The organism is Schaalia sp. JY-X169, from assembly GCF_014069575.1.
Taxonomy (GTDB): domain Bacteria; phylum Actinomycetota; class Actinomycetes; order Actinomycetales; family Actinomycetaceae; genus Scrofimicrobium.
This window is the reverse complement of sequence record NZ_CP059675.1, coordinates 2,259,712-2,278,598: the sequence shown is the minus strand read 5'-3', so window position 1 is coordinate 2,278,598 and position 18,887 is coordinate 2,259,712. Positions and strand designations below refer to the sequence as shown.

Sequence of the window (18,887 nt, the reverse complement as noted above, 5' to 3'; positions counted from 1 at the left end):
ACGCCACAATCTGCAAAGTTCTCAAGAGGGGTGATACTTCGCTAGGCTGTGGGACGTTGGTGCAGCCACAAGCTAATCCAATGCCGGAGGATTCGCCTAGTGGCCTATGGCGCACGCTTGGAAAGCGTGTTGGGTGCAAGCCCTCGGGGGTTCGAATCCCCCATCCTCCGCAGCGACCCCGGTGTTTCGTTGAAATACCGGGGTTTTTCGTTGCAATGATGCGCGCTATCCCCGCTTTGTCACGCCTCCACAGCGTGAGGCACCGTGGTGAGAACGCCCTCGCTGTGGATGGTCCCCACAGTGGGGCTCCCAGGGGGGAGGAGTCTCACAACCACTCGTCCTCGAGCGGAAGCTTCGAGTACCTGAACCGCCTTCTTCTCAAATGATTGCGGTATCGCCGAAGGCGGCGACGTCGCAATACCTTCATCGAGGAGGACAACCTCAATTCCACGCTCGCGGGCACTTCGCGCGGCCGCAGCTATGGGCGTTCCCGTGAAGGACGCGGCCCGAATCCCGTCGCGGAGTTCGGCCTCAAGCAACCGAGCCGCAAGACTCTGCTGTGGCGTTAGTGGAAGCCCGCTCGCAACCGGCTCCAGAATCGGGAGGGCGACCACGCGCATCTGGGCAAGCACCTCGTCCATCTTCCGTCGAACTCCAGCAGATATCACCTGGTCCGCGTGCATATGTACCCACGCCTGGTCCATAAGTGTCAGGTCACGCACCGTCGCAGCTGATCTCCCAACGATCAGGTTCCAGAACAGGAGTGTGACCACCTGCCCGGCCACCAGGGCAAACGCAGTTTGCATAGGAAGACTGACCCTGAGTGCCCATAGTGAAGTCGTAGCGAAGAGCACGCCAAGAAGGGCCCATGCAAATGCCGGGCGTCCACGAACAAGCAGCCCGCAGGCAATCAGTGTTGTTAGCCCAAGGCTCCAGGTCAATCGGGCCGCGTCTGGAGTGCCGGGAACCGACAGGAGAGCCAGGTAGTTAGCACCCCCAGCAATTGCAACCATCAGCAGTGCAGCCCAAGTCGTAATCCTTCCCTGAGGCCACCGCCTGAACAACAGACCTGCGGAGGACACCGCATACAGAATCAGCGCGACCAGTGAGGGGGCCAGGGAGGTGAAGCCCGGAATGTTCAACGTGATGATTGCGGCGTACGCGATGAAGAGGACCGCCACCAAGACGGGCGCAAACGGTGTGTCCAGGGAGTGTCTAATTCCTGACAGCCACCGATTGCTTGACGCCTCTAACAGGGTCTGCTCAGTGACGGGCGTGAGTGGCCCAGACCATGTCAGCGTCACTCTTGTGCCTCTGCCGGGGGCCGAAATGATGCTGGCGCTCCCACCCACTTCTTCCATTCGGGCCCGGATCCCCTGGTCGACTCCAAAGCGGCCAGCCTCCGCCACCTGCGCTTGTGAAAATCCCTTGCCATTGTCCTGAACAGTCAAAATCACAGTTGGTCCCTGCGTGGAGATCTGCACAGAGATCTCGGGTTCGCCGCCGTCTTGTCGACCATGTCGGCGAGCATTACGGATCGCTTCGATCGCCGCGCCCACCAGCGCATCTCCAGCAGCACCGAAGTGAAAGGCTGGGGTGTCGCCATCGACTTGAACCTGTACTTGGGGGAACTTCTCGGACAGGGAGTAGACAATGTCGTCTATCGTCCTCGGACCGGATGATTCTGAGCTGTGGATTACCAACGTCGCGTCCCGCGCGGCTTTCTGCAACACGGGGGAGTTTTGGTGGTGTTGAGAAATGGCGGTGAGGACGGAGAGGACGTGGTCATGGATGAACTCGTTGCTACGACGAAGGGCCGTGTTCTCTGCTTCTTCATCGGCAAGTGCAAGTTGAGCCTCACGGAAGTCGGCACTGGTGTCGTCTAGTTCATCGGCTTGCGCATAGACCCAAGAGATCCCCAGTAGTAGCGGCAAGTTGAAGCACATTGTGTAGAGAACAGTCACGACTTCGGAGGAGTCATACACAAGCCCGTAACGCACGGGAAGCGTCAAAAGCAACAGGGTGACTACCGCCATGAAGACTAGGCGCCCCCACATTGGCAAAGCCACACTTGACAGGGCGGTAGCGCACATCCAGTAGGACGTGAGGAGTGCGACAAGTGCATAACCAGTGCTCGTGTCACTACTAGAAGCGGGGAAGACCAGTAGCCACAGGTAGCAGACAAGCGTGGCGACAACGGACGTGGTCCACAGTCGGTCCAGCACCGCTACGGTTGCTTGCCTTCGCGTGTCCGATATTCCAAGAAGTGCTGCAGCGCCACCGACAATCGGAGTGATGAAGAGCAGTGCTAAGACCACGGGATGATAGCGAACCAGCAACGGCACCGATCCAGGTTGAGATGCTGCAAACATGACGAGGTTCGCCAGCGATCCGCCAGCGATAATCACTCCCGACATCCGCCTAATCAGCGCTGAGTGAAGTCCTTGGTGCTCGCCGTTCTTCCCGTGGTTCACCTAGGTCACACCGCCTTGGAATCGGCTCTGTCCGCGGTTTCCCCTTCTTCTGTCATGGGACAAATTCTCACACAGATCCAGAGATCGAGTCGCAACCACGATACTTCAAAGACGCTGGGTTCAATGTTGTGAAGATTCCGATCCTCTCGGGATCCATCAAGTCGATGATGGCGAACGTTCCAACCGTCAGCGACCTCTACCAATCAATGATCGCAAGTTCTCCGACCGAACTAGCGCAGAGCATCGCAGCTATCGCAACCGCAACTCAAAGTGGTGCGGCACTGGTTCACTGCACGGCAGGAAAGGACCGCACGGGTGTGGTCATCGCACTAACGCAGGCCCTGCTGGGGGTATCCGACGACGACATTGTCGCCAACTATGTGCAGACGCAGGCCAACTTGCAGGGCGCGTGGCTCGCAAAGATGGAAGCCAATATGAAAGACATGATGGCGAAGGTTCCAGATTCCGGAAGCATTGACATGGCCGCTGTTGCGGCCCTCGTCCGACAACTGGCGAGACGAGGACGCATGTTTCCAACAAATCCCTAAACTTGCACCGGACAGCACCAGTGGAAGTAGTGGGGATACCAGAGCGTGGCAGCAGTAGAAGCGCAAGTTGCACCCAAGCGGGGCGAATGGACCGGACAGGTTGGCTTTATCCTCTCTGCCATCGGCTCGGCAGTTGGACTAGGGAACATCTGGCGCTTCCCTGGAGTCGCGTATGAGAGTGGCGGTGGAGCCTTTCTCATCCCATACCTGATTGCCCTTCTCACCGCCGGGATCCCCATCCTCTTCCTCGACTACGCGATCGGACACCGCTTCAAGGGCTCCCCGCCGCTGGCACTACGCCGAGTTGCGGGCTTCCTCGGGGAGAGCATCGGGTGGTTCCAAGTCATGATCTGCGTCTTCATCGCGATCTACTACACGGCGGTGCTTGCCTGGTCCTCGAGCTTCTTTGTCTACTCATTCGATCTGCGGTGGGGCGCGGATGCACCCGGCTTCTTCACCGGCGATTACCTGCAGGTCCCAACGGACGGCTCACTGTTCTCAATGGCATTCGTGCCCAGCGTCCTCGTCCCACTTGCGCTCATGTGGATCATCACGCTTGCGGTCTTGCGTGCTGGTGTCGCGAAAGGTGTGCAGCGCGTCAACATCGTGGCCATACCTCTTCTGGTAGTTGGCTTCCTGATTCTGGTGGTCCGCGCCCTCTTCCTGCCCGGTGCAAGTGAAGGCCTCAACGCACTCTTCACACCCGACCTGAGCGCCCTCGGCGACCCATCGGTATGGGTTGCCGCCTACTCCCAAATCTTCTTCTCCCTGTCGGTTGGCTTCGGCATAATGATGACGTACTCGTCCTACCGCAAGCGCCGCACCAACCTGACCTCCCCTGGACTGATCATTGCCTTTGGCAACTCCTCTTTCGAGATCCTGGCCGGGATCGGAGTGTTCTCAACGCTGGGGTTCTTCGCTCACCAGCAGGGAGTTGCGGTCAGCGAACTCGAAGGACTCACAGGCGTAACGCTCGCGTTCATGACGTTCCCTGCAATCATCTCCGAGATGCCCGGGGGCCAGTTCTTCGGCCTGCTCTTCTTCGGGTCCTTGACGCTTGCGGGCCTGACATCCCTCATCTCTATCCTTGAAGTGATTTTTGCTGGGTTTATCGACAAGTTCGGTCTCACCAGAGCGCAGGCTGTGTACCGACTTGGGATCCCGTTGGCGCTAGTTTCAGTGGTTCTCTTTGGGACCGCTACCGGCCTCTTCGCCCTCGACACAATCGACAACTGGGCCAACAACCTGGGGATCGTTGGCGCTGCCATAGCCATGACAATCACGGTGATGTGGGTGCGACGTAGTGGCCCAGAACTGTTCACCCACCTCAGTGAACTGTCCACATTCAAAGTGAAATGGGGATGGTGGGTGCTGGTGTCGGTTCTCAGTCCCGTTGTCCTCACCTACATGCTGCTATCTGCTATCGAGGCGCTCATCGCTGAGCCCTACGGCGGGTATTCCACGGGGTATCTGCTGATATTCGGGTGGGGTGTAATCGCCGCGATGGTTGTCGGCGCGGGGATACTGACAACGACCAAGTGGCGTACGGACCCGATGAAGTTTGAGGCTTGGCCGTCGTACTCGCCGTCGTACACCGCCCTTTCCCAGGCGCATAAGGGCCACGGTGGGGCGGGCGTTTCTAGCGCGGCGAATACCAGCGAAGGAGTGCAAAAGTGACGACGACAGCAATCCTCTTCTTAGTGTTCGCGCTGCTCATCATCTGGGGCGGGCTTGTTGCCAGCATCATCTTCCTTGTGCGCAACCCTGAGGTTTCCCACTTCCCACCCGGTGGGGAAGCGGGAGATGACCCGGGGGACGACTAAACCCGGGGCGACCGGGCGGCTCGTCTAGTCGGCCGAAGAGAAAACCTTCGGAAGAAGCATCGTTGCAATCGCGGGAATGATCCACACCAGGAGCGTGGCGAGCACCCATGTGCCAACACCTGAGATCCGCAGACCACCCGTGAACAGCGTGGCCACCAAAAGGGCCAGGAACGCTGAGATGATCCCAACGAGGCTGATGGCAGACGCCGCGTACTTTTCGATGAGCTTGGCGACAAGTGGCGCCACGATCGACTGGGCCACCGAGAAAACGACCACTGCAACTAGGAATCCCCAGAAGGTCATCGTGAACCCACGCAGTGACAGGGATGCCACCAGCAACCCGATCGCGGACGAGCCAAAGAATATTGCGAGTTTGATGCCCATGCCCTTCATGGTGGCGCCTTTCAGATTGTGCGTCGAATATTGTGTACGGCCCCATCTTCGTCCCTCGGGGGACTCTTCAACAACTAGATGGTGAACAGCGACGACATAATGTGGGAGAGTCTGCCGGCTAGCCCGCTGTCCTCTTGAAGGTGCTCGCGGATTGTCAGCGCCCAGTCTGGCCGATCAGTGATGACTGCGTCCACGCCGTCAATCATCCTCACGTTCAGTCCATCCTTCGTGTTGACGGTCCACACGACATAGCCCATGCCCGCATCAGTCGTGTCCCGTTGCATCTGCGCACCAGCAGAGGATTCTTCGAGGACGAGGAAGTCAGCGTGAGTCTGTGGAATCCCCAGTCCTGCAAACGGCATGATGTAGCCAATGGTCGTGTTGGGGAGAAGGCTCTTCAGCTCATCTGCAGATGCCTTGTCCAACGTATGGAAAAGGTGGCCCCCAAGTAGATCGCCCTCGTCCAACGTGTCCAACAGATCCTGAACGTGTGTTTCAGTCTCTGCCCCCGAAAGCTTAAGTTCGATGAGTAGCGGCTGATCCAGTTCATTCGCGCGCGTGACGTACTCGACCAGGGAGGGGATCTGCCCACTGTTGCCTGCATTGTCGTGCACAGTCATCGCGGTCAGTTCGTCCAGGGTAAGGTCCTTCACCTTCACGGACTTCCCGGTGAGGCGTCCGAGGTCGGTGTCGTGCATGACAACAAACCTGCCATCTTTGGTTTGCATGGTGTCGAACTCGACAATCTCAGCTCCCGCGGCATTTGCGGCCTCGAGCGCCTCAATCGTGTTCTCAACCCCGCCCTGCGTGAAGCCGCGGTGAGCAATGACGATTGTCTCGGGATGGTCTGAGATTGCGTACATTGTGGGAATGGCGAGGACGCCAAGGACTGCCATGGCAGAAACGGCAATCGTGGTGTTGGCCACGCCGATTCGCCTGCTCTTCTTCAAAGCGGGGGTCTGGGAGAAGGGGGTGACTTTGCTCGTGTGGGCGGCACTGTAGGCGGTGAGAATACCCGCGAGGAGCGCTACGGCAAAGCCGGTCAAGAGAAGAGAGAGGACCTGCGCGGCCCCGAAAGAGAGTCCTGCGACCACGGGTGAGGCTGCGGGAGCCACGTTGTCCGCGAGGAACGTGGGAGAAAGAAGAAGGTAGAAACCAGCAACTGAAACCGCGGACAATCCGGCGATCAAGACGACGACGGCAACGACCAGCGTCCATGGGCGCAAACCACGGGTGATGCGCCAACTGGTTGAAAGCGCCCTCGTCTGACCATCTTTGGAAAGTACAAAGATCGGAAGCGTTGCTGTCAGGCGGATGTTGACGTAACCCAGAATCACGTAAAGAACGACGAGGGCGACCCGGGTGAAGGTCTGCTTGTCGAGCTCCTCGGTGATGAAGTTTGGGACGGCGACTCCGTTCAGAGCCGCCGAAGTGAATCCGAAGCCGGAGAGGGGAACTAGGACAAGGAGGTAGAGGGCGAGCCAAATGGACGAGGGGTGGAGAACCTTCCTACCAACCCTGAGTACCTCACGACCCAGTTGCTTCCATGTCAGCGCGGGGTCGTGCAGGAGCAGGAGGATCGCGGCAAACTCAACGACCAACGCGAGTAACACTATGAGCAGGGCAATCGCGAGCAGCAGTACGGTGATGGGGAACCCCGGCGCAATCGCAAAGTCATCCATATCAATGGCATACATGCCGTCCGCGCGCAGTGCTTCACGGAAAACCCAGTGGGCAAGGGGAAATGCCAACGCCGTGAGAACTAGGTTGCTGAGGATGATGAGGAGGAAAAGTCGACCCTTGACGGCCATGACGGCATTCCAGGAGGTCTTCAGTAGAGCGAGTGGTCCCATGGTTGTGGGGCCATCTTCGCTTGCGGCAGCTTCTTGGCCTGCTGGCATTGCTTGGGCTCCTTCTACTTGAACCTGGTAGTGATTCTCTCATCACTTGGGGATTCTGTCGGGCCGGGCCCGAGCGTGTAGGATTGTGGCGATCCCCCGTGCGACGGCATCACCCGAACCTCCCCAGGGCCGGAAGGCAGCAAGGATACGGTCGCTCTGTCGGGTGCGCGGGGGATCACTTATACCTAAATGCGGTTTTCCACAGTTCGCTGTGATTGGCGTTTTCCGCAGTGACTTCGTCGTTAGGTGCCGCTGTTTCCCGGAGGTTCTAAGGTCTAATTGTGAGCACAGCACTGTACCGCCGTTATAGGCCAGACACATTCCAGGACGTCATCGGTCAAAGTCACGTGACCGATGCGTTGCAGACCGCCCTCGACAGTGGACGCGTCACGCACGCATACCTCTTTTCAGGTCCGCGTGGTTGTGGCAAGACCACGTCGGCGCGAATACTTGCGCGCAGTTTGAACTGTGCCCAAGGGCCGACTTCGAGTCCGTGTGGAGTCTGCGATTCATGTGTGGAGTTGGCATCAGGGGGCCCGGGTTCCCTGGACGTAGTGGAAATTGATGCGGCGTCCAACAATAAGGTCGAGGACGCAAGGACTCTTCGTGACCGGGTTGCGTTCGCCCCAACGCGTGATCGCTACCGCATTTTCATCCTTGACGAAGCCCACATGGTGACACCACAGGGGTTCAATGCCCTTCTGAAGGTGGTTGAGGAACCACCCGAACACGTCAAGTTCATTTTCGCGACAACTGAGCCGGACAAGGTCATCAACACAATCCGGTCACGCACGTACCACTACCCGTTCCGCCTGGTCGCACCATCCGTACTTGGTCCGTTCCTGCGCGATCTGGCAGCGAAGGAGGGCGTTCAGGTTGACGAGGGCGTGTATCCGCTCATCATTCGTAGCGGCGGCGGATCTGTGCGGGACTCACTGTCTGTGCTCGACCAGCTCATCGCGGGGTCTGACGGTGTCGTGACCGTTGAGAAGGCTGTTGAACTGCTCGGGTACACCGACGCATCCATACTGGAGAGGGCGGTCGACGCACTGGGTGATGGTGATGGTGCCGCCGCGTTCAGGATCGTTGAAGAGATCATCGCGACAGGCCAGGAGCCCCGACGTTTTGTTGAGGATCTGCTGCAGCGCTTACGTGACCTGATGGTATGCGCTTTGGCTGGGGAAAGGGCATCAGACATCCTGGTGGAAACACCTGCTGACCAGTTGGTTGTCATGCATACACAGGCCTCAAAGTGGGGTAGCCGCCTGCTGTCGCGGAGTGCGGACATAGTTGAATCTGCACTCCGGGAGATGTCGGGGGCTACGGCGCCCCGACTGCAATTGGAACTGCTCCTAGCCCGCCTGTTGGTGAAGGGGCAGGCTCCGGCGGTGCAGCCATCCATGCAGGACGCACCGGCACCCGTTCAGTTGGCGCCTGCCCGCCAGGTGCCGGCCCGATCTATACCCGCGCAATCCGCATCTGCCCAATCCACATCTGCCCAATCCGCACCTGCGCCGCAAGGACCCGCGCCAGTTCAGTCGACCCCTGCCCGCTCGGCTCCTGCGCCGCAGACGGGACCGCCACCTGCCCGGTCGGTGCCTGCGGATCGACCCGGTGCGTCACCTGCTCTGCCGCAGTCCGATGGTGACACGCAGTTCCCAGATGCTGCTTTTGTCAGGCTGCACTGGGTAGAGATCATCGAGAAGATGGGCCAGATGGGGTCCGTTTTTCCCTCATTGCTTCGGAACTTCCGCGGGGTGGAAGCCGATGGTTTCACCTCACATATCTTCTTGCTTGATCCGACAACCGTCAACCAGTTTGACCGCATGGGGGGCTCTGAGAAGCTGGCGTTGATCTTGAGCAACATGTTGGAGGCGACCGTGTCGGTGCAGGCACACTGGATTGAAGATCTCGACAACGTCATTGCGGGATTTGGGCGCGGTGACGAAAGTGCAGAGGCTGAACGGGAACCTCGCGCGGACGTGGACGATTCCCAGACGGACACAGATTCCGCCCAGACCCTGGAGCCGACCCCGGAACCGGAGCCGACCCCGGATGCCGGCCCGGTGCCGGAACCCAACTCAACCCCGTCCTACAAGGGACGCCCGGCGGTGGATATGGTCCTCGGTATTCTTGGGGGCTCGGTGATAGACGAGAAGATTGTGGCGATCCCCTCCGATGCCCAGTCACCAGGGGATTTCGATGGCCCCGAGCCAGTGGAACCCCCGGAAGAGGAACTGTCGGCGTTTGACCTGGACGGTGAGGAATGAGTGGCTTCGAAGGAGCGATCCAGGATCTGATAGATCAGTTGGGTGCTCTGCCCGGGATCGGGCCGAAGAGTGCACAGAGATTGGCTTTTCACCTGCTTGGAGCTGAAGGTTCCGAAGTTCAGGAGTTGGTCTCAGCAATCGAAGCTGTGAAGCAGAACGTCCATTTCTGCTCGATCTGCGGCAATGTCACAGAGGCTGAGGTTTGCTCGATCTGCTCTGACACCCGTAGAGACAGTACCGTCCTCTGCGTTGTGGAAGAAGCGAAAGACATCAACGCAATTGAAAAGACGCGGGCCTTCCGCGGCATGTATCACGTGTTGGGGGGCGTTATAGATCCACTTGCGGGGGTTGGAGCTGATTCCTTGCGAATCCGGGAGCTCTTTGCGCGCTTGGGTGACGGGACTGTGCAAGAGGTGATTCTGGCGACGAACCCAACGGTGGAGGGCGAGGCCACGTCCTCGTACATTGCGCGCAGCGTCATACCGATGGGTGTGTCTGTTACGCGCCTGGCATCAGGGCTTCCGGTCGGCGGCGACCTTGAGTATGCCGATGAGGTGACCTTGGGTCGAGCTCTGGAGGGGCGACTGCGCATCTAGCCTAACCTGAGGGTGGCCCTCCCCAAATGTATACGTGGGGGCCAAAAGTGACCGTGGGGTACGTACCCCAGACGCACATTCCGTCCCCACGTATACATTTCGCGTGGGGACGGGCGTAGGGGCGTATGGGGCGGGCCCGCCGCAGGGGCGCGTGGGGACGGGCGTAGGGGCTGTCAAGCGCCTGCTAGTTTGCGGCGTCGATCTGCTTGCGTACCTCATCCATGTCGAGGTCGCGGATCTGTCCGATCAAATCATCAAGTGCATGTCCTGGCAGTGCGCCAGCCTGACGGAAAACAGCGATTCCATCACGGAATGCCATAAGCGTTGGGATGGAAGTGATCTGAGCCATGGCAGCCAGTTCCTGCTGAGCCTCCGTGTCCACCTTGCCGAAGACAATGTCGGCATTCTTTTCAGAAGCCTTGTCATAGACAGGTGCGAACTGGCGGCAAGGGCCACACCACGCGGCCCAGAAGTCGACCAGGACGATCGGGTTTTCAGTTACCGTTGCCTCGAAGTCTTCGGCCGTGAGGTCTTTGGTGCTCATTGTTCTCCTCCGTAAATCAGATTGCTATGCCCAGCGTACTGACTTTTGCAACTCCAGGGCAGGGCAGAAGGCCAATCAGTCGGTTGTTTCCGCTCCCCGCGTAGAAATACCGGGTGGGGTATTAGCTTCGTCACGGCCGAGGGGGTGACGAGTCTGAGCACCAGTTACCCGCCCGAAAATTTTCTTGCTAGACTGTAGGACGTCCAAGCGACATGCGGATGTAGTTCAATGGTAGAACTTCTGCTTCCCAAGCAGATAGCGCGAGTTCGATTCTCGTCATCCGCTCCATTTGATTTAGCGTTACCTCATGACTGACAACAATGCTGATCGTTCACGCAGTTTTGCCTCCGACAACTATTCGGGCGTCCACCCGGAGATCCTGGCCGCCCTCGCCGAAGCCAATGTCGGACACGCGACCTCGTATGGGGAAGACCCTTGGACGCAGCGCCTAGGCGCCCTCGCAACCCAACTCTTCGGTGACGAAACCCAGATCTACCCGGTTTTCAACGGTACAGGCGCCAACGTTATTGCGTTGCAGTCAGTCCTCCCGCGGTGGGGCGCGGTGATCGCCCCTCACACTGCCCACATCAATCGGGACGAGGGCGGAGCCCCTGAAAAAGTCGGCGCAATCAAAATCCTGGGCGTCGACACTCCCGACGGAAAACTAACCCCGGATCTGGCTGCTACTGAAGCGTGGGGGTGGGGGGATCCGCATCGCTCCCAACCTCTTGCGCTGTCAATCTCGCAGGTCACGGAGCTCGGCACCTGCTACACGCCGCAAGAGGTACGCGCCCTCGCCGACTTTGCCCACGACAACGGCATGGCTCTTCACGTCGATGGCTCACGACTTTCCAACGCTGCCGCACACCTGAACTCGACATTCCGTGAGATCACCACGGACGTTGGCGTTGACGTTCTGAGCCTGGGTGGAACAAAGAATGGGGCGATGGGCGCCGAGGCCGTCGTGGTCTTGAACCCGCAACTCGCCACCGGGATTGACTACCTGCGCAAGACCAACATGGCGTTGGGGTCCAAAATGCGCTTCATATCGGCCCAGCTTCTCGCTTTGTACGAGGGCGATCTGTGGCGGCAATCGGCACTCCACGCTAATGAAATGGCCACCCGCCTCGGGGATGAACTACAGGCAGTGGTGCCAATTCCCTACGCGGTTGAGTCCAACGTGGTCTTCGCCAAGTTGAACGCGGAGCAGAAGAAGCGCGCCCGCAGCCGCTTCCATTTCTATGACTGGCCGGGCGACCCCGACCTTGTTCGCCTCATGGCCTCTTTTGACACTACTGAAAGGGACATAGTCGACCTCGTCCGGGCAATTCGCGGATGCTGAGCCCGGACGTGGGATGATGCTCCTATGCTTCTGAGTGATCGTGATATTCACACTGCCATCGAGGGCGGTCGCATCCAGTTGGACCCGCTTGACCTTGGGCTGGTGCAGCCAGCCAGCATTGACGTCCGGCTGGACCGCGTCTTCAGGCTTTTCGACAACCATCGGTACGCGGTGATTGACCCTTCCGTGGCGCAACCAGAGCTGACCCGAAGGGTTGAGGTCAACGAGGACGAGCCGTTTGTTCTCCATCCCGGCGAGTTCGTCCTTGGCGCCACATTGGAAAAGGTAGCGCTTGGTGACGACGTCGCGGCCCGTTTGGAGGGCAAGTCTTCCTTGGGGCGCCTCGGGTTGTTGACACACTCAACCGCGGGCTTCATCGATCCGGGTTTCGCCGGACACGTTACCCTCGAGTTGTCCAACACTGCGACCATGCCGATCCTGCTCTACCCTGGCATGCGCATCGGACAGTTGTGCTTCTTCAACCTGTCGAGCCCAGCCCAGGCGCCGTATGGGTCCGCAACGCTCGGCTCCCACTATCAGGGACAGCGTGGCCCCACGGCCTCCCGCTCTCACCTGCGGTTTGACCGGGTTCATGTTCCGCCCTCGGCCCCTGTGCCAGCCGACTCATCTGACGCAGGTGGAGTCCAATGATGGGATGCGGCAGATGAGTGGCGCGCCGACCCCGCCGCGCAGGTCCATTTACGACCGCATCGCGCACCTCAAGGAAAGTCCCAACCCCCTGGTTGAGACCGATTTGAACGTGCTGGATGGGGTTGGGTCGACCGCAACCTTCAGTTTCGCGGAGACGGGGGAATTGGTTGTGGATGAGGCCGCCCCCCTGCCCCTAAGTGTTGAACGTTCGCAGCCCCGTGGCAACCTTGAGGCATCAATGGCGCAGGCTTACCACCTCTTGCTGGTGCCTGACGAAGTCACGCCTGATGACGTGGAAGCGCTGGCGGTTTCCGTGTGGAATGAGGCCGGGTGGCTGGCACCCGGGATCCTCCAGTTGCAAGAGAGTGTGACTCTTGAGGGGCCCTGGTCACTAGATGAGGATACCGCCGCCGCCCTCGGGTCGCCCTCGGACAACGAACAGGTGTGGCTGTTGCGCTGTCCCGCCAGGCGAGGCGCACCGCCAAGTAGCGCAGTGATGGCGTTTGATGAGTGGGCGAGGGCGTTCCCGACGGGGATGCCGGTTGGGGTTGAGCAGAAGGTCCTTGATGTCATGCGCCGCATCGCACACCGCCTGCGCGGTAGCGTGCGGGTTGCGGGTAGTGGGGTCGTCATTCGGGCTGACGCGGATGCGTCAGTGAGTTTGCGTGTCCTCACCGATCAGTGGGTTGGGCCCGAGCAGCTGCTCGACTGGCTGTCCACCTACATTCCAGATGTCGCGTTACCCAACGAGGACGGTCCCGCATCTGTTGCGCCGGGCATACCCTACGCGTTATTGGCTCCGGTGACGTCGGCTTCACAGATCCTCATCGGGGTGCGACCCGAGACATTTGTCCCCCGGGTTTTGCGTTGGGAACGTTGGGCGAAACCACCTCTCTTTGTTTACGAGGTCGTCTGGGCCGTCCCCGAAGAGCTTTCTTCATCTTCCCACCAGGCCCCGCGCTCCCGACGCGTGCGCCTTGAACGCAACAGGGCGGAACAGATCGCTGAAACTGCCGCCGCCGTGATAGCGACGTCCCTGCCTAACTGCGCAGTTATTGACGAGGACGGGTTCCTTCTTTCCCTCGATGAACCCCCTCAAGTAGAAGAACCGCCACGTCCTTAACTTCTAGATCTGCCTCGGAAGGGATCGCCGAGTCCAACATTTGTGTGCAGAAGGGGCATGCTGTGGCAACGGTGGTCGCGCCCGTGGAGAGGGCTTGATCAACCCTTGCGGAAGCAATCCGAGTTCCACGGGTCTCTTCCATCCATGCCCTAGCACCGCCGGCACCGCAACACATCGCGAGTTCCCGGCTTTGGGGCATTTCAACTAGGTCGAGGTTGACGTCAGAGCCAAGGAGCTCCCGGGGTGGCTCATAGATCCTGTTGTGACGCCCAAGGAAGCACGGGTCGTGGTAGGTCACGGTTTGCGCCTGCTCCGGGTCTGGCGCAACCGGAGTCAGCGCCCCCTCCCGGACCAGACGATTTAGCAGTTGCGTGTGGTGGATGACGTCGTAGTGGCCACCAAGCTGGGGGAACTCGTTGGCAATCGAGTTGAAGCAGTGCGCGCATGTCACCACGATCCGCTTGGCTTTGACTTCGTCCAGGGTTTCAATGGATGCTTCCGCAAGCATTTGGAAGAGGATCTCATTGCCGGCGCGGCGAGCAGGGTCACCTGTGCAACCCTCCGCAGATCCGAGGACCCCGAACGAAACACCCGCGGTGTGAAGCAGCTCCGCAACCGCGGCGGTGGTGCGTTTCGCCTTCTCATCGTATGCTCCGGCGCACCCCACCCAGAAGAGGTAGTCGAGATCGGTGGCGTCCTCTACGTCCTCGCCGATCACAGGGAAATCAAAGTCGAGTTTGGCCGCCCAGTCCAGGCGCTTGCGGGGAGACTGGTTGTAGGGGTTGGACTTGGTTTCCATGGCCCTGAAGGGTCGCGTCAGTTCGCGGGGGAACGCGGATTCCATCAGTACTTGGAAGCGGCGCATGTTGCCGATGTGGTCGATGTGTTCAATGTCGACGGGACACTGGTCGACGCACGCCCCGCACATGGTGCAATCCCAGAGTACGTCCGGGTTGAGCACGCCCCCTGCGAGGGCGGCATTGTCTGGGGCGACGCCTTCGGGACCAGCAGTGTTGGCGGCCTTCAATGCGCCGAGGACGTCTGACGTGTCTGGGCCGGCCTGGTTTGTCGGGGTGAAGCCGGATGCGGCGACGGCATTGTCACGAAGCGCCATGATCATGAGCTTCGGTGACAGTGGTTTCTCAGTGTTCCATGCGGGGCACAGGTCCTGACACCGGCCACACTCCGTGCAGGACATGAAGTCCAGCCGGTCTTTCCACGTCAGGTCTTCAGTGGATCCGAGGCCGATCACAGCGGGCCTCTGATCGGGATCGGTAGGGGAGACGGATTCTTCGACCTCTTCAAAGCCCTCAGCCAGATGGGGAGTAGGGTTGCCGGCGACCAGCGGCAGGGAGAGCGCACCCAAAGACTTGCCTCCGTCGGCGTTGCGCCCGGCCGCGATGTTCACGGGCGCCAGGAAGCGGTGCCACGAAATACTCATGGCAATGTCCGAACCAACGATGAGCATCCACACCATCGACGCCACAATCTTCACGGTGACAACGATGACGACCGCGTTGGCGAGGGCTTCGCCGCTCCACCCGGAGACGAGGGATCCGAACCATGAGGTCAGGGGGTAGTGCAACGGTGTGGCAAACGGATCGCCAACGTGTTGTCCGAGGGCGTACTGGAAACCGTGGCTGAAAAGGACAGCCAGGCAGACGGTCGCGACGACACCTTCCACAAACCATGCCTGCCAGCGGGTGGACCCGAAGAAGCGGGAAGAGCGGGGTTGGCCGCTTCGCTTAGCTCGAACCATCGTGGCGATCCTGATGGTAAAAAGAGCGATGATCGACGCGGCTCCGAGGGCGGCCAGTACCTCAACAACCCAGTTCCACACGACAGAGTGGCCCAGGATTGGGAGGGTGTAGAGAGGGTTGAAGAGCTGCCCGTACGATGCCACAAGCGTCAGGACGAGGACGACAAACGACACCATGACCAGCCAGTGTGCGACGCGAACCACCGGCCGGTTCTTAAAGGTGTCGTGGGATAGTGAGACCCGCAGCGACGTCCACAGCCTCTTCCACGGGGAGTTCCACCGGCCACTCTCAGCCGCGCCGTCTCGGATCACCGTGACAATACGCGCCACACCGCGAATGAACACGGTCCAGCCAATGACGCTGGTAAAAAGTGCCAGACCTATACAGAGATAGGTCACTGCAGCCGACGCCATGGTGGGGCTCCTAACAATTCCGCGGATGGCTCATTATCCCCTTTCAGGGTGAGAGCGATGAAACAGGCAAGCTAGAATCATTCTGCTAGTGGTCAACCCATGTTGAATCTTCCGTTCTGCACGCTTGGTTCCTAATATGCCCACCCCCAAGACGAGAGGCTTGCACAGAGAATGTTCGCGCTGCTCATAGTGCAACTTGTTGCAGCGCTTTGCGCTCCACTAGCGGTGCGACTGTGGGGGCGAAACTCTTTTCTGGTTCTGGCACTTGCACCGGCATCTGCTGCAATTTGGGCCCTCTTGCAGACGCCGAGTGTGTTCCGTGAGGATCGATTCGAGGTCGTTTCTTGGGTTCCCACTTTGAGCCTGGACATCGTCTTCCGCTTGGACACACTGTCGTGGCTGATGATGATACTGGTTGGTGGCGTAGGGGCTGCCGTTCTGGTGTATTCGTCGCGCTATTTTTCAAGCAGCGCTGCTGGCCTGACAAGGTTCGCAACCTTTTTCATGGCTTTTGCTGCAGCCATGTATGGCGTGGTGGTCGCCGACCAGACGATGATCATGTACCTCTTCTGGGAGATGACGGCGGTTCTGTCGTACCTGCTGATTGGTCACCACTCCACGCGCGCCCCAGCACGAGCCGCTGCCCGTCAGGCGTTCTTAGTCACGGGTTTCGGCGGCTTAGTCATGTTCGCTGGGCTAGTGATACTCGGCGTTACACCGGGAGGCTCATTCCGGGCTTCAGAGCTAATCCACTCGCTGCAAACAGGGGGTTTGGACCCTACTCAGCCCCTCGTTATTGTGGCGGCGTTGTTGGTCTTAGTCGGGGGCCTTTCCAAGTCAGCGCAGGTGCCGTTTAGCTTCTGGCTTCCGGGCGCGATGGCTGCTCCCACCCCGGTCTCTGCCTACCTCCATGCAGCCGCAATGGTGAAGGCCGGCGTTTATCTAATTGCACGGTTCACACCCGGGTTCACGCTTGTTCCCGGTTGGTCGATGCTAGCTGTGGTCATCGGCCTCTATACGATGCTGCACGGCTCCTATTTGGCCTTGCGTCAGCGCGACCTCAAACTAATCCTCGCTTACGGCACAGTATCGCAGCTGGGACTGATGATTGCCGCTGTGGGCATGGGGACCGCAGCCGCACTGGCAGCCGGCCTCGTTATCATGCTGTCCCACGCGCTCTTCAAATCTTCGCTGTTCCTGACCGTCGGTGCTGTAGAAAGTGCCACGGGAACCCGCGATCTCTGGGAGCTCACAGGATTGGCGCGTCGCATGCCGGTGCTGGCAACCTTTGCGGGCCTGGCTGCCCTGTCGATGGCTGGGATTCCAATCACCCTAGGCTACGTTGGCAAAGAGTCTCTAATCTCAGCGCTGCTTGAAGGTGGTTACTCACCGGGACTTCCCGGAGGGTCCACGGCGAACATGATGATGCTCGTGGTGCTCGCCCTGGGGTCGATGATGACAATTGGTTACGCCTGGCGTTTCTGGTGGGGGGCTTTCGGGACCAAGAAGATCAAGGTTGAGGTCAAGGTTCGTCCCCTTTCAAAGCTTGTCATCGGTCCGATTGTTATTCTTGCCAGCGGTGCATTCCTTGGTTTGGCCGCGCATCCGCTTGAGCAGCTACTCACCTCACCAACAGGCCCCACCAAAGGCATGTCGGGCTATCCGCATATTGCTCTCTGGTCGGGTTGGGCTCCCGCCCTCATTACCCTGGTCATTCTGATCGGCGGTGTCCTGCTGGCAGTGTTCCGCCCCCAGGTCTCCAAGTTCCAAAGGTCAATCCGCACACCAATATCTGCAGCCCGAGTCTTTGCCCTGTCCCTGAGGGATCTTGAGCTTTTTGCAAACCGCGTCACCTCCTTTATTCAAAGGGGTTCCCTGCCTGGTGAACTAGCGACGATCATGCTTTCAGCGGCTGCCCTTACCACCTACGCGATCCTGCGGGCCAACCCGCCGCGCAACCTTCCTCCGCTGTGGGATTCAGCGCTTCAAGCAGCAATTGTGGGCGTGGGGATCATCGCTGTGTTCGCCACCGTCAGGGCGCGAAGGCGCATCCGCGCGGCCCTGGCGTTGGGCGCTGTTGGAATGTCGGTCTCCCTACTCTTTGCGATCCACGGCGCCCCAGACTTGGCCCTGACGCAGCTCGCAGTCGAGGCCGTCAGCATCGTGGTGTTCATCCTCGTCTTCCGCAAACTACCAACCTACTTCTCCACACGACCCCTGGTCTCCAGCAAGATTTCTAAAGTTTTCGTCGGTACCCTTGCGGGCACCATCACCGCTGTCGGTGGCTACTACTCTTTCTCTGCTCGCATCCACACCCCTGTCTCGGAACTGATGCCTAGGGAAGCGTTGGAGTTCGGCCACGGACGCAACATAGTCAACGTCATCCTGGTTGACATCCGAGCCTGGGACACAATGGGCGAACTGTCGGTCCTTCTGGTCACCGCAACAGGTGTCGCATCACTGATCTACGTGATGTCGAGGACGGGCCGGATCGACCGAATCAGCAAGCGTTCCGCTAAGCCCGGCCGCTTCCTGCCGGGCGCTTCAGCATTGCGCCCGCATGACCGCTCCATGGTTTTGGAAGTTGCTACGCGCTTGCTGTTTCCCACCATGATTGTCCTTTCGATCTGGCTCTTGCTGATTGGGCACAACGAACCGGGTGGCGGGTTCGTCGGGGGCGTCGTCGCAGGTCTGGCATTCGTGCTGCGCTACTTGGCTGGTGGGCGCTATGAGTTGGGTGAGGCAATGCCGATCCCTGCGGGCTACCTTCTTGGAACGGGCCTGTTCGTTGCAGCGGCAGGCGGCGCGGCACCACTCCTCTTCGGCAACGTGCCCTTCCAGTCCACACCGGTCGACATTCCCTTGGGCGCACTGGGGGAACTGCACTTCACAACCGCGATGATCCTGGATGTTGGGGTTTACATCCTCGTCATGGGTCTGATTGTCGACTTGGTTTCAGCACTGGGAGCGGAAGTCGACCGCCAGGGCGATCGCCCGCCAAGAGCTTACGGATCGTCCACTGCGACGCGCACCAAGGGGGGTGTGTAAG

At 59.6% G+C, this 18,887-nt stretch carries 14 protein-coding genes, 2 tRNA genes and 1 other RNA gene; 12 read left to right on the top strand and 5 right to left on the bottom strand.

Annotated elements, in window-relative coordinates; translation table 11 throughout:
• Window positions 1-85: 85 nt before the first annotated feature.
• A tRNA-Ser gene (locus tag H2O65_RS09865) sits at window positions 86-170 on the top strand.
• Window positions 171-239: 69 nt separating this feature from the next.
• Here H2O65_RS09865 and H2O65_RS09860 read toward each other — a convergent pair.
• On the bottom strand, window positions 240-2,417 hold the full coding sequence (locus H2O65_RS09860; RefSeq protein WP_182141523.1) for a sensor histidine kinase: 2,178 nt from the start codon (window positions 2,415-2,417) through the stop codon (window positions 240-242).
• Between the two features lie 14 nt (window positions 2,418-2,431).
• On the opposite strand from H2O65_RS09860, the gene H2O65_RS09855 reads away from it, so the two are divergent.
• Genes H2O65_RS09855 through H2O65_RS09845 form a run of 3 tightly spaced genes read left to right on the top strand, consistent with a single transcriptional unit; the run spans window position 2,432 to window position 4,845 of the window.
• The gene (locus tag H2O65_RS09855; protein ID WP_182142767.1) at window positions 2,432-3,022 is read left to right on the top strand and encodes a tyrosine-protein phosphatase; all 591 of its coding nucleotides are present in this window, start codon (window positions 2,432-2,434) and stop codon (window positions 3,020-3,022) included.
• A gap of 45 nt (window positions 3,023-3,067) precedes the next feature.
• Window positions 3,068-4,699, top strand: a complete 1,632-nt coding sequence (locus H2O65_RS09850; RefSeq protein ID WP_182141522.1) for a sodium-dependent transporter — start codon at window positions 3,068-3,070, stop codon at window positions 4,697-4,699.
• Window positions 4,696-4,845 carry a methionine/alanine import family NSS transporter small subunit gene (locus tag H2O65_RS09845; protein ID WP_182141521.1) on the top strand — a complete coding sequence of 50 codons (150 nt, stop codon included), beginning with the start codon at window positions 4,696-4,698 and terminating at the stop codon, window positions 4,843-4,845. Before H2O65_RS09850 ends, H2O65_RS09845 begins: the two co-directional genes overlap by 4 nt.
• A 24-nt stretch (window positions 4,846-4,869) precedes the next feature.
• Here H2O65_RS09845 and H2O65_RS09840 read toward each other — a convergent pair whose 3' ends face one another.
• Both H2O65_RS09840 and H2O65_RS09835 read right to left on the bottom strand, forming a co-directional pair.
• Window positions 4,870-5,238: a phage holin family protein gene (locus tag H2O65_RS09840; protein ID WP_182141520.1), complete on the bottom strand. Its 369-nt coding sequence runs from the start codon at window positions 5,236-5,238 to the stop codon at window positions 4,870-4,872.
• 74 nt (window positions 5,239-5,312) lie between these two features.
• The gene (locus H2O65_RS09835; protein ID WP_182141519.1) at window positions 5,313-7,139 is read right to left on the bottom strand and encodes a glycerophosphoryl diester phosphodiesterase membrane domain-containing protein; all 1,827 of its coding nucleotides are present in this window, start codon (window positions 7,137-7,139) and stop codon (window positions 5,313-5,315) included.
• A gap of 87 nt (window positions 7,140-7,226) precedes the next feature.
• On the opposite strand from H2O65_RS09835, the gene ffs reads away from it, so the two are divergent.
• The 3 genes from ffs to recR all read left to right on the top strand — a co-directional run bounded on the left by ffs (window position 7,227) and on the right by recR (window position 10,005).
• Window positions 7,227-7,322: signal recognition particle sRNA small type (gene ffs / locus H2O65_RS09830), an RNA gene on the top strand.
• A 98-nt stretch (window positions 7,323-7,420) separates the two neighbouring features.
• The gene (locus H2O65_RS09825) at window positions 7,421-9,409 is read left to right on the top strand and encodes a DNA polymerase III subunit gamma and tau (protein WP_182141518.1); all 1,989 of its coding nucleotides are present in this window, start codon (window positions 7,421-7,423) and stop codon (window positions 9,407-9,409) included.
• On the top strand, window positions 9,406-10,005 hold the full coding sequence (gene recR / locus H2O65_RS09820; RefSeq protein WP_182141517.1) for a recombination mediator RecR: 600 nt from the start codon (window positions 9,406-9,408) through the stop codon (window positions 10,003-10,005). The genes H2O65_RS09825 and recR overlap by 4 nt, the downstream gene beginning before the upstream one ends.
• A gap of 184 nt (window positions 10,006-10,189) precedes the next feature.
• Here the strand turns inward: recR and trxA are convergent, their stop codons facing one another.
• The gene (gene trxA, locus H2O65_RS09815) at window positions 10,190-10,549 is read right to left on the bottom strand and encodes a thioredoxin (protein ID WP_182141516.1); all 360 of its coding nucleotides are present in this window, start codon (window positions 10,547-10,549) and stop codon (window positions 10,190-10,192) included.
• Between the two features lie 214 nt (window positions 10,550-10,763).
• Between trxA and H2O65_RS09810 the strand changes: the two genes are divergently transcribed.
• From H2O65_RS09810 to H2O65_RS09795, 4 genes are all read left to right on the top strand, one after another.
• Window positions 10,764-10,837: transfer RNA gene (locus H2O65_RS09810), tRNA-Gly, on the top strand.
• A 19-nt stretch (window positions 10,838-10,856) separates the two neighbouring features.
• Entirely contained in the window at window positions 10,857-11,891 is a 1,035-nt protein-coding gene (locus H2O65_RS09805) for a low specificity L-threonine aldolase (protein ID WP_182141515.1), read from the top strand.
• Window positions 11,892-11,915: 24 nt separating this feature from the next.
• Entirely contained in the window at window positions 11,916-12,542 is a 627-nt protein-coding gene (dcd, locus tag H2O65_RS09800; protein WP_182141514.1) for a dCTP deaminase, read from the top strand.
• Between the two features lie 13 nt (window positions 12,543-12,555).
• Window positions 12,556-13,665, top strand: coding sequence for a hypothetical protein (locus tag H2O65_RS09795; RefSeq protein ID WP_182141513.1), 1,110 nt, complete (start codon window positions 12,556-12,558; stop codon window positions 13,663-13,665).
• Here H2O65_RS09795 and H2O65_RS09790 read toward each other — a convergent pair.
• Window positions 13,595-15,838, bottom strand: coding sequence for a (Fe-S)-binding protein (locus tag H2O65_RS09790; protein ID WP_182141512.1), 2,244 nt, complete (start codon window positions 15,836-15,838; stop codon window positions 13,595-13,597). The genes H2O65_RS09795 and H2O65_RS09790 overlap by 71 nt on opposite strands.
• Window positions 15,839-16,009: 171 nt before the next feature.
• Between H2O65_RS09790 and H2O65_RS09785 the strand changes: the two genes are divergently transcribed.
• Window positions 16,010-18,886 (top strand): Na+/H+ antiporter subunit A, encoded by a 2,877-nt coding sequence (locus tag H2O65_RS09785; RefSeq protein ID WP_182141511.1) that lies wholly within the window; start codon window positions 16,010-16,012, stop codon window positions 18,884-18,886.
• Window position 18,887: the final 1 nt, after the last annotated feature.

Bases quoted from the DNA above. Each gene is read 5' to 3' on its own strand.
- H2O65_RS09805 (WP_182141515.1), top strand. From the start codon at position 10,857: ATGACTGACAACAATGCTGATCGTTCACGCAGTTTTGCCTCCGACAAC.
- H2O65_RS09785 (WP_182141511.1), top strand. From the start codon at position 16,010: ATGTTCGCGCTGCTCATAGTGCAACTTGTTGCAGCGCTTTGCGCTCCA.
- dcd (WP_182141514.1), top strand. From the start codon at position 11,916: ATGCTTCTGAGTGATCGTGATATTCACACTGCCATCGAGGGCGGTCGC.
- H2O65_RS09790 (WP_182141512.1), bottom strand. From the start codon at position 15,838: ATGGCGTCGGCTGCAGTGACCTATCTCTGTATAGGTCTGGCACTTTTT.
- H2O65_RS09860 (WP_182141523.1), bottom strand. From the start codon at position 2,417: ATGTCGGGAGTGATTATCGCTGGCGGATCGCTGGCGAACCTCGTCATG.
- trxA (WP_182141516.1), bottom strand. From the start codon at position 10,549: ATGAGCACCAAAGACCTCACGGCCGAAGACTTCGAGGCAACGGTAACT.
- H2O65_RS09840 (WP_182141520.1), bottom strand. From the start codon at position 5,238: ATGAAGGGCATGGGCATCAAACTCGCAATATTCTTTGGCTCGTCCGCG.
- H2O65_RS09835 (WP_182141519.1), bottom strand. From the start codon at position 7,139: ATGCCAGCAGGCCAAGAAGCTGCCGCAAGCGAAGATGGCCCCACAACC.
- H2O65_RS09795 (WP_182141513.1), top strand. From the start codon at position 12,556: ATGAGTGGCGCGCCGACCCCGCCGCGCAGGTCCATTTACGACCGCATC.
- recR (WP_182141517.1), top strand. From the start codon at position 9,406: ATGAGTGGCTTCGAAGGAGCGATCCAGGATCTGATAGATCAGTTGGGT.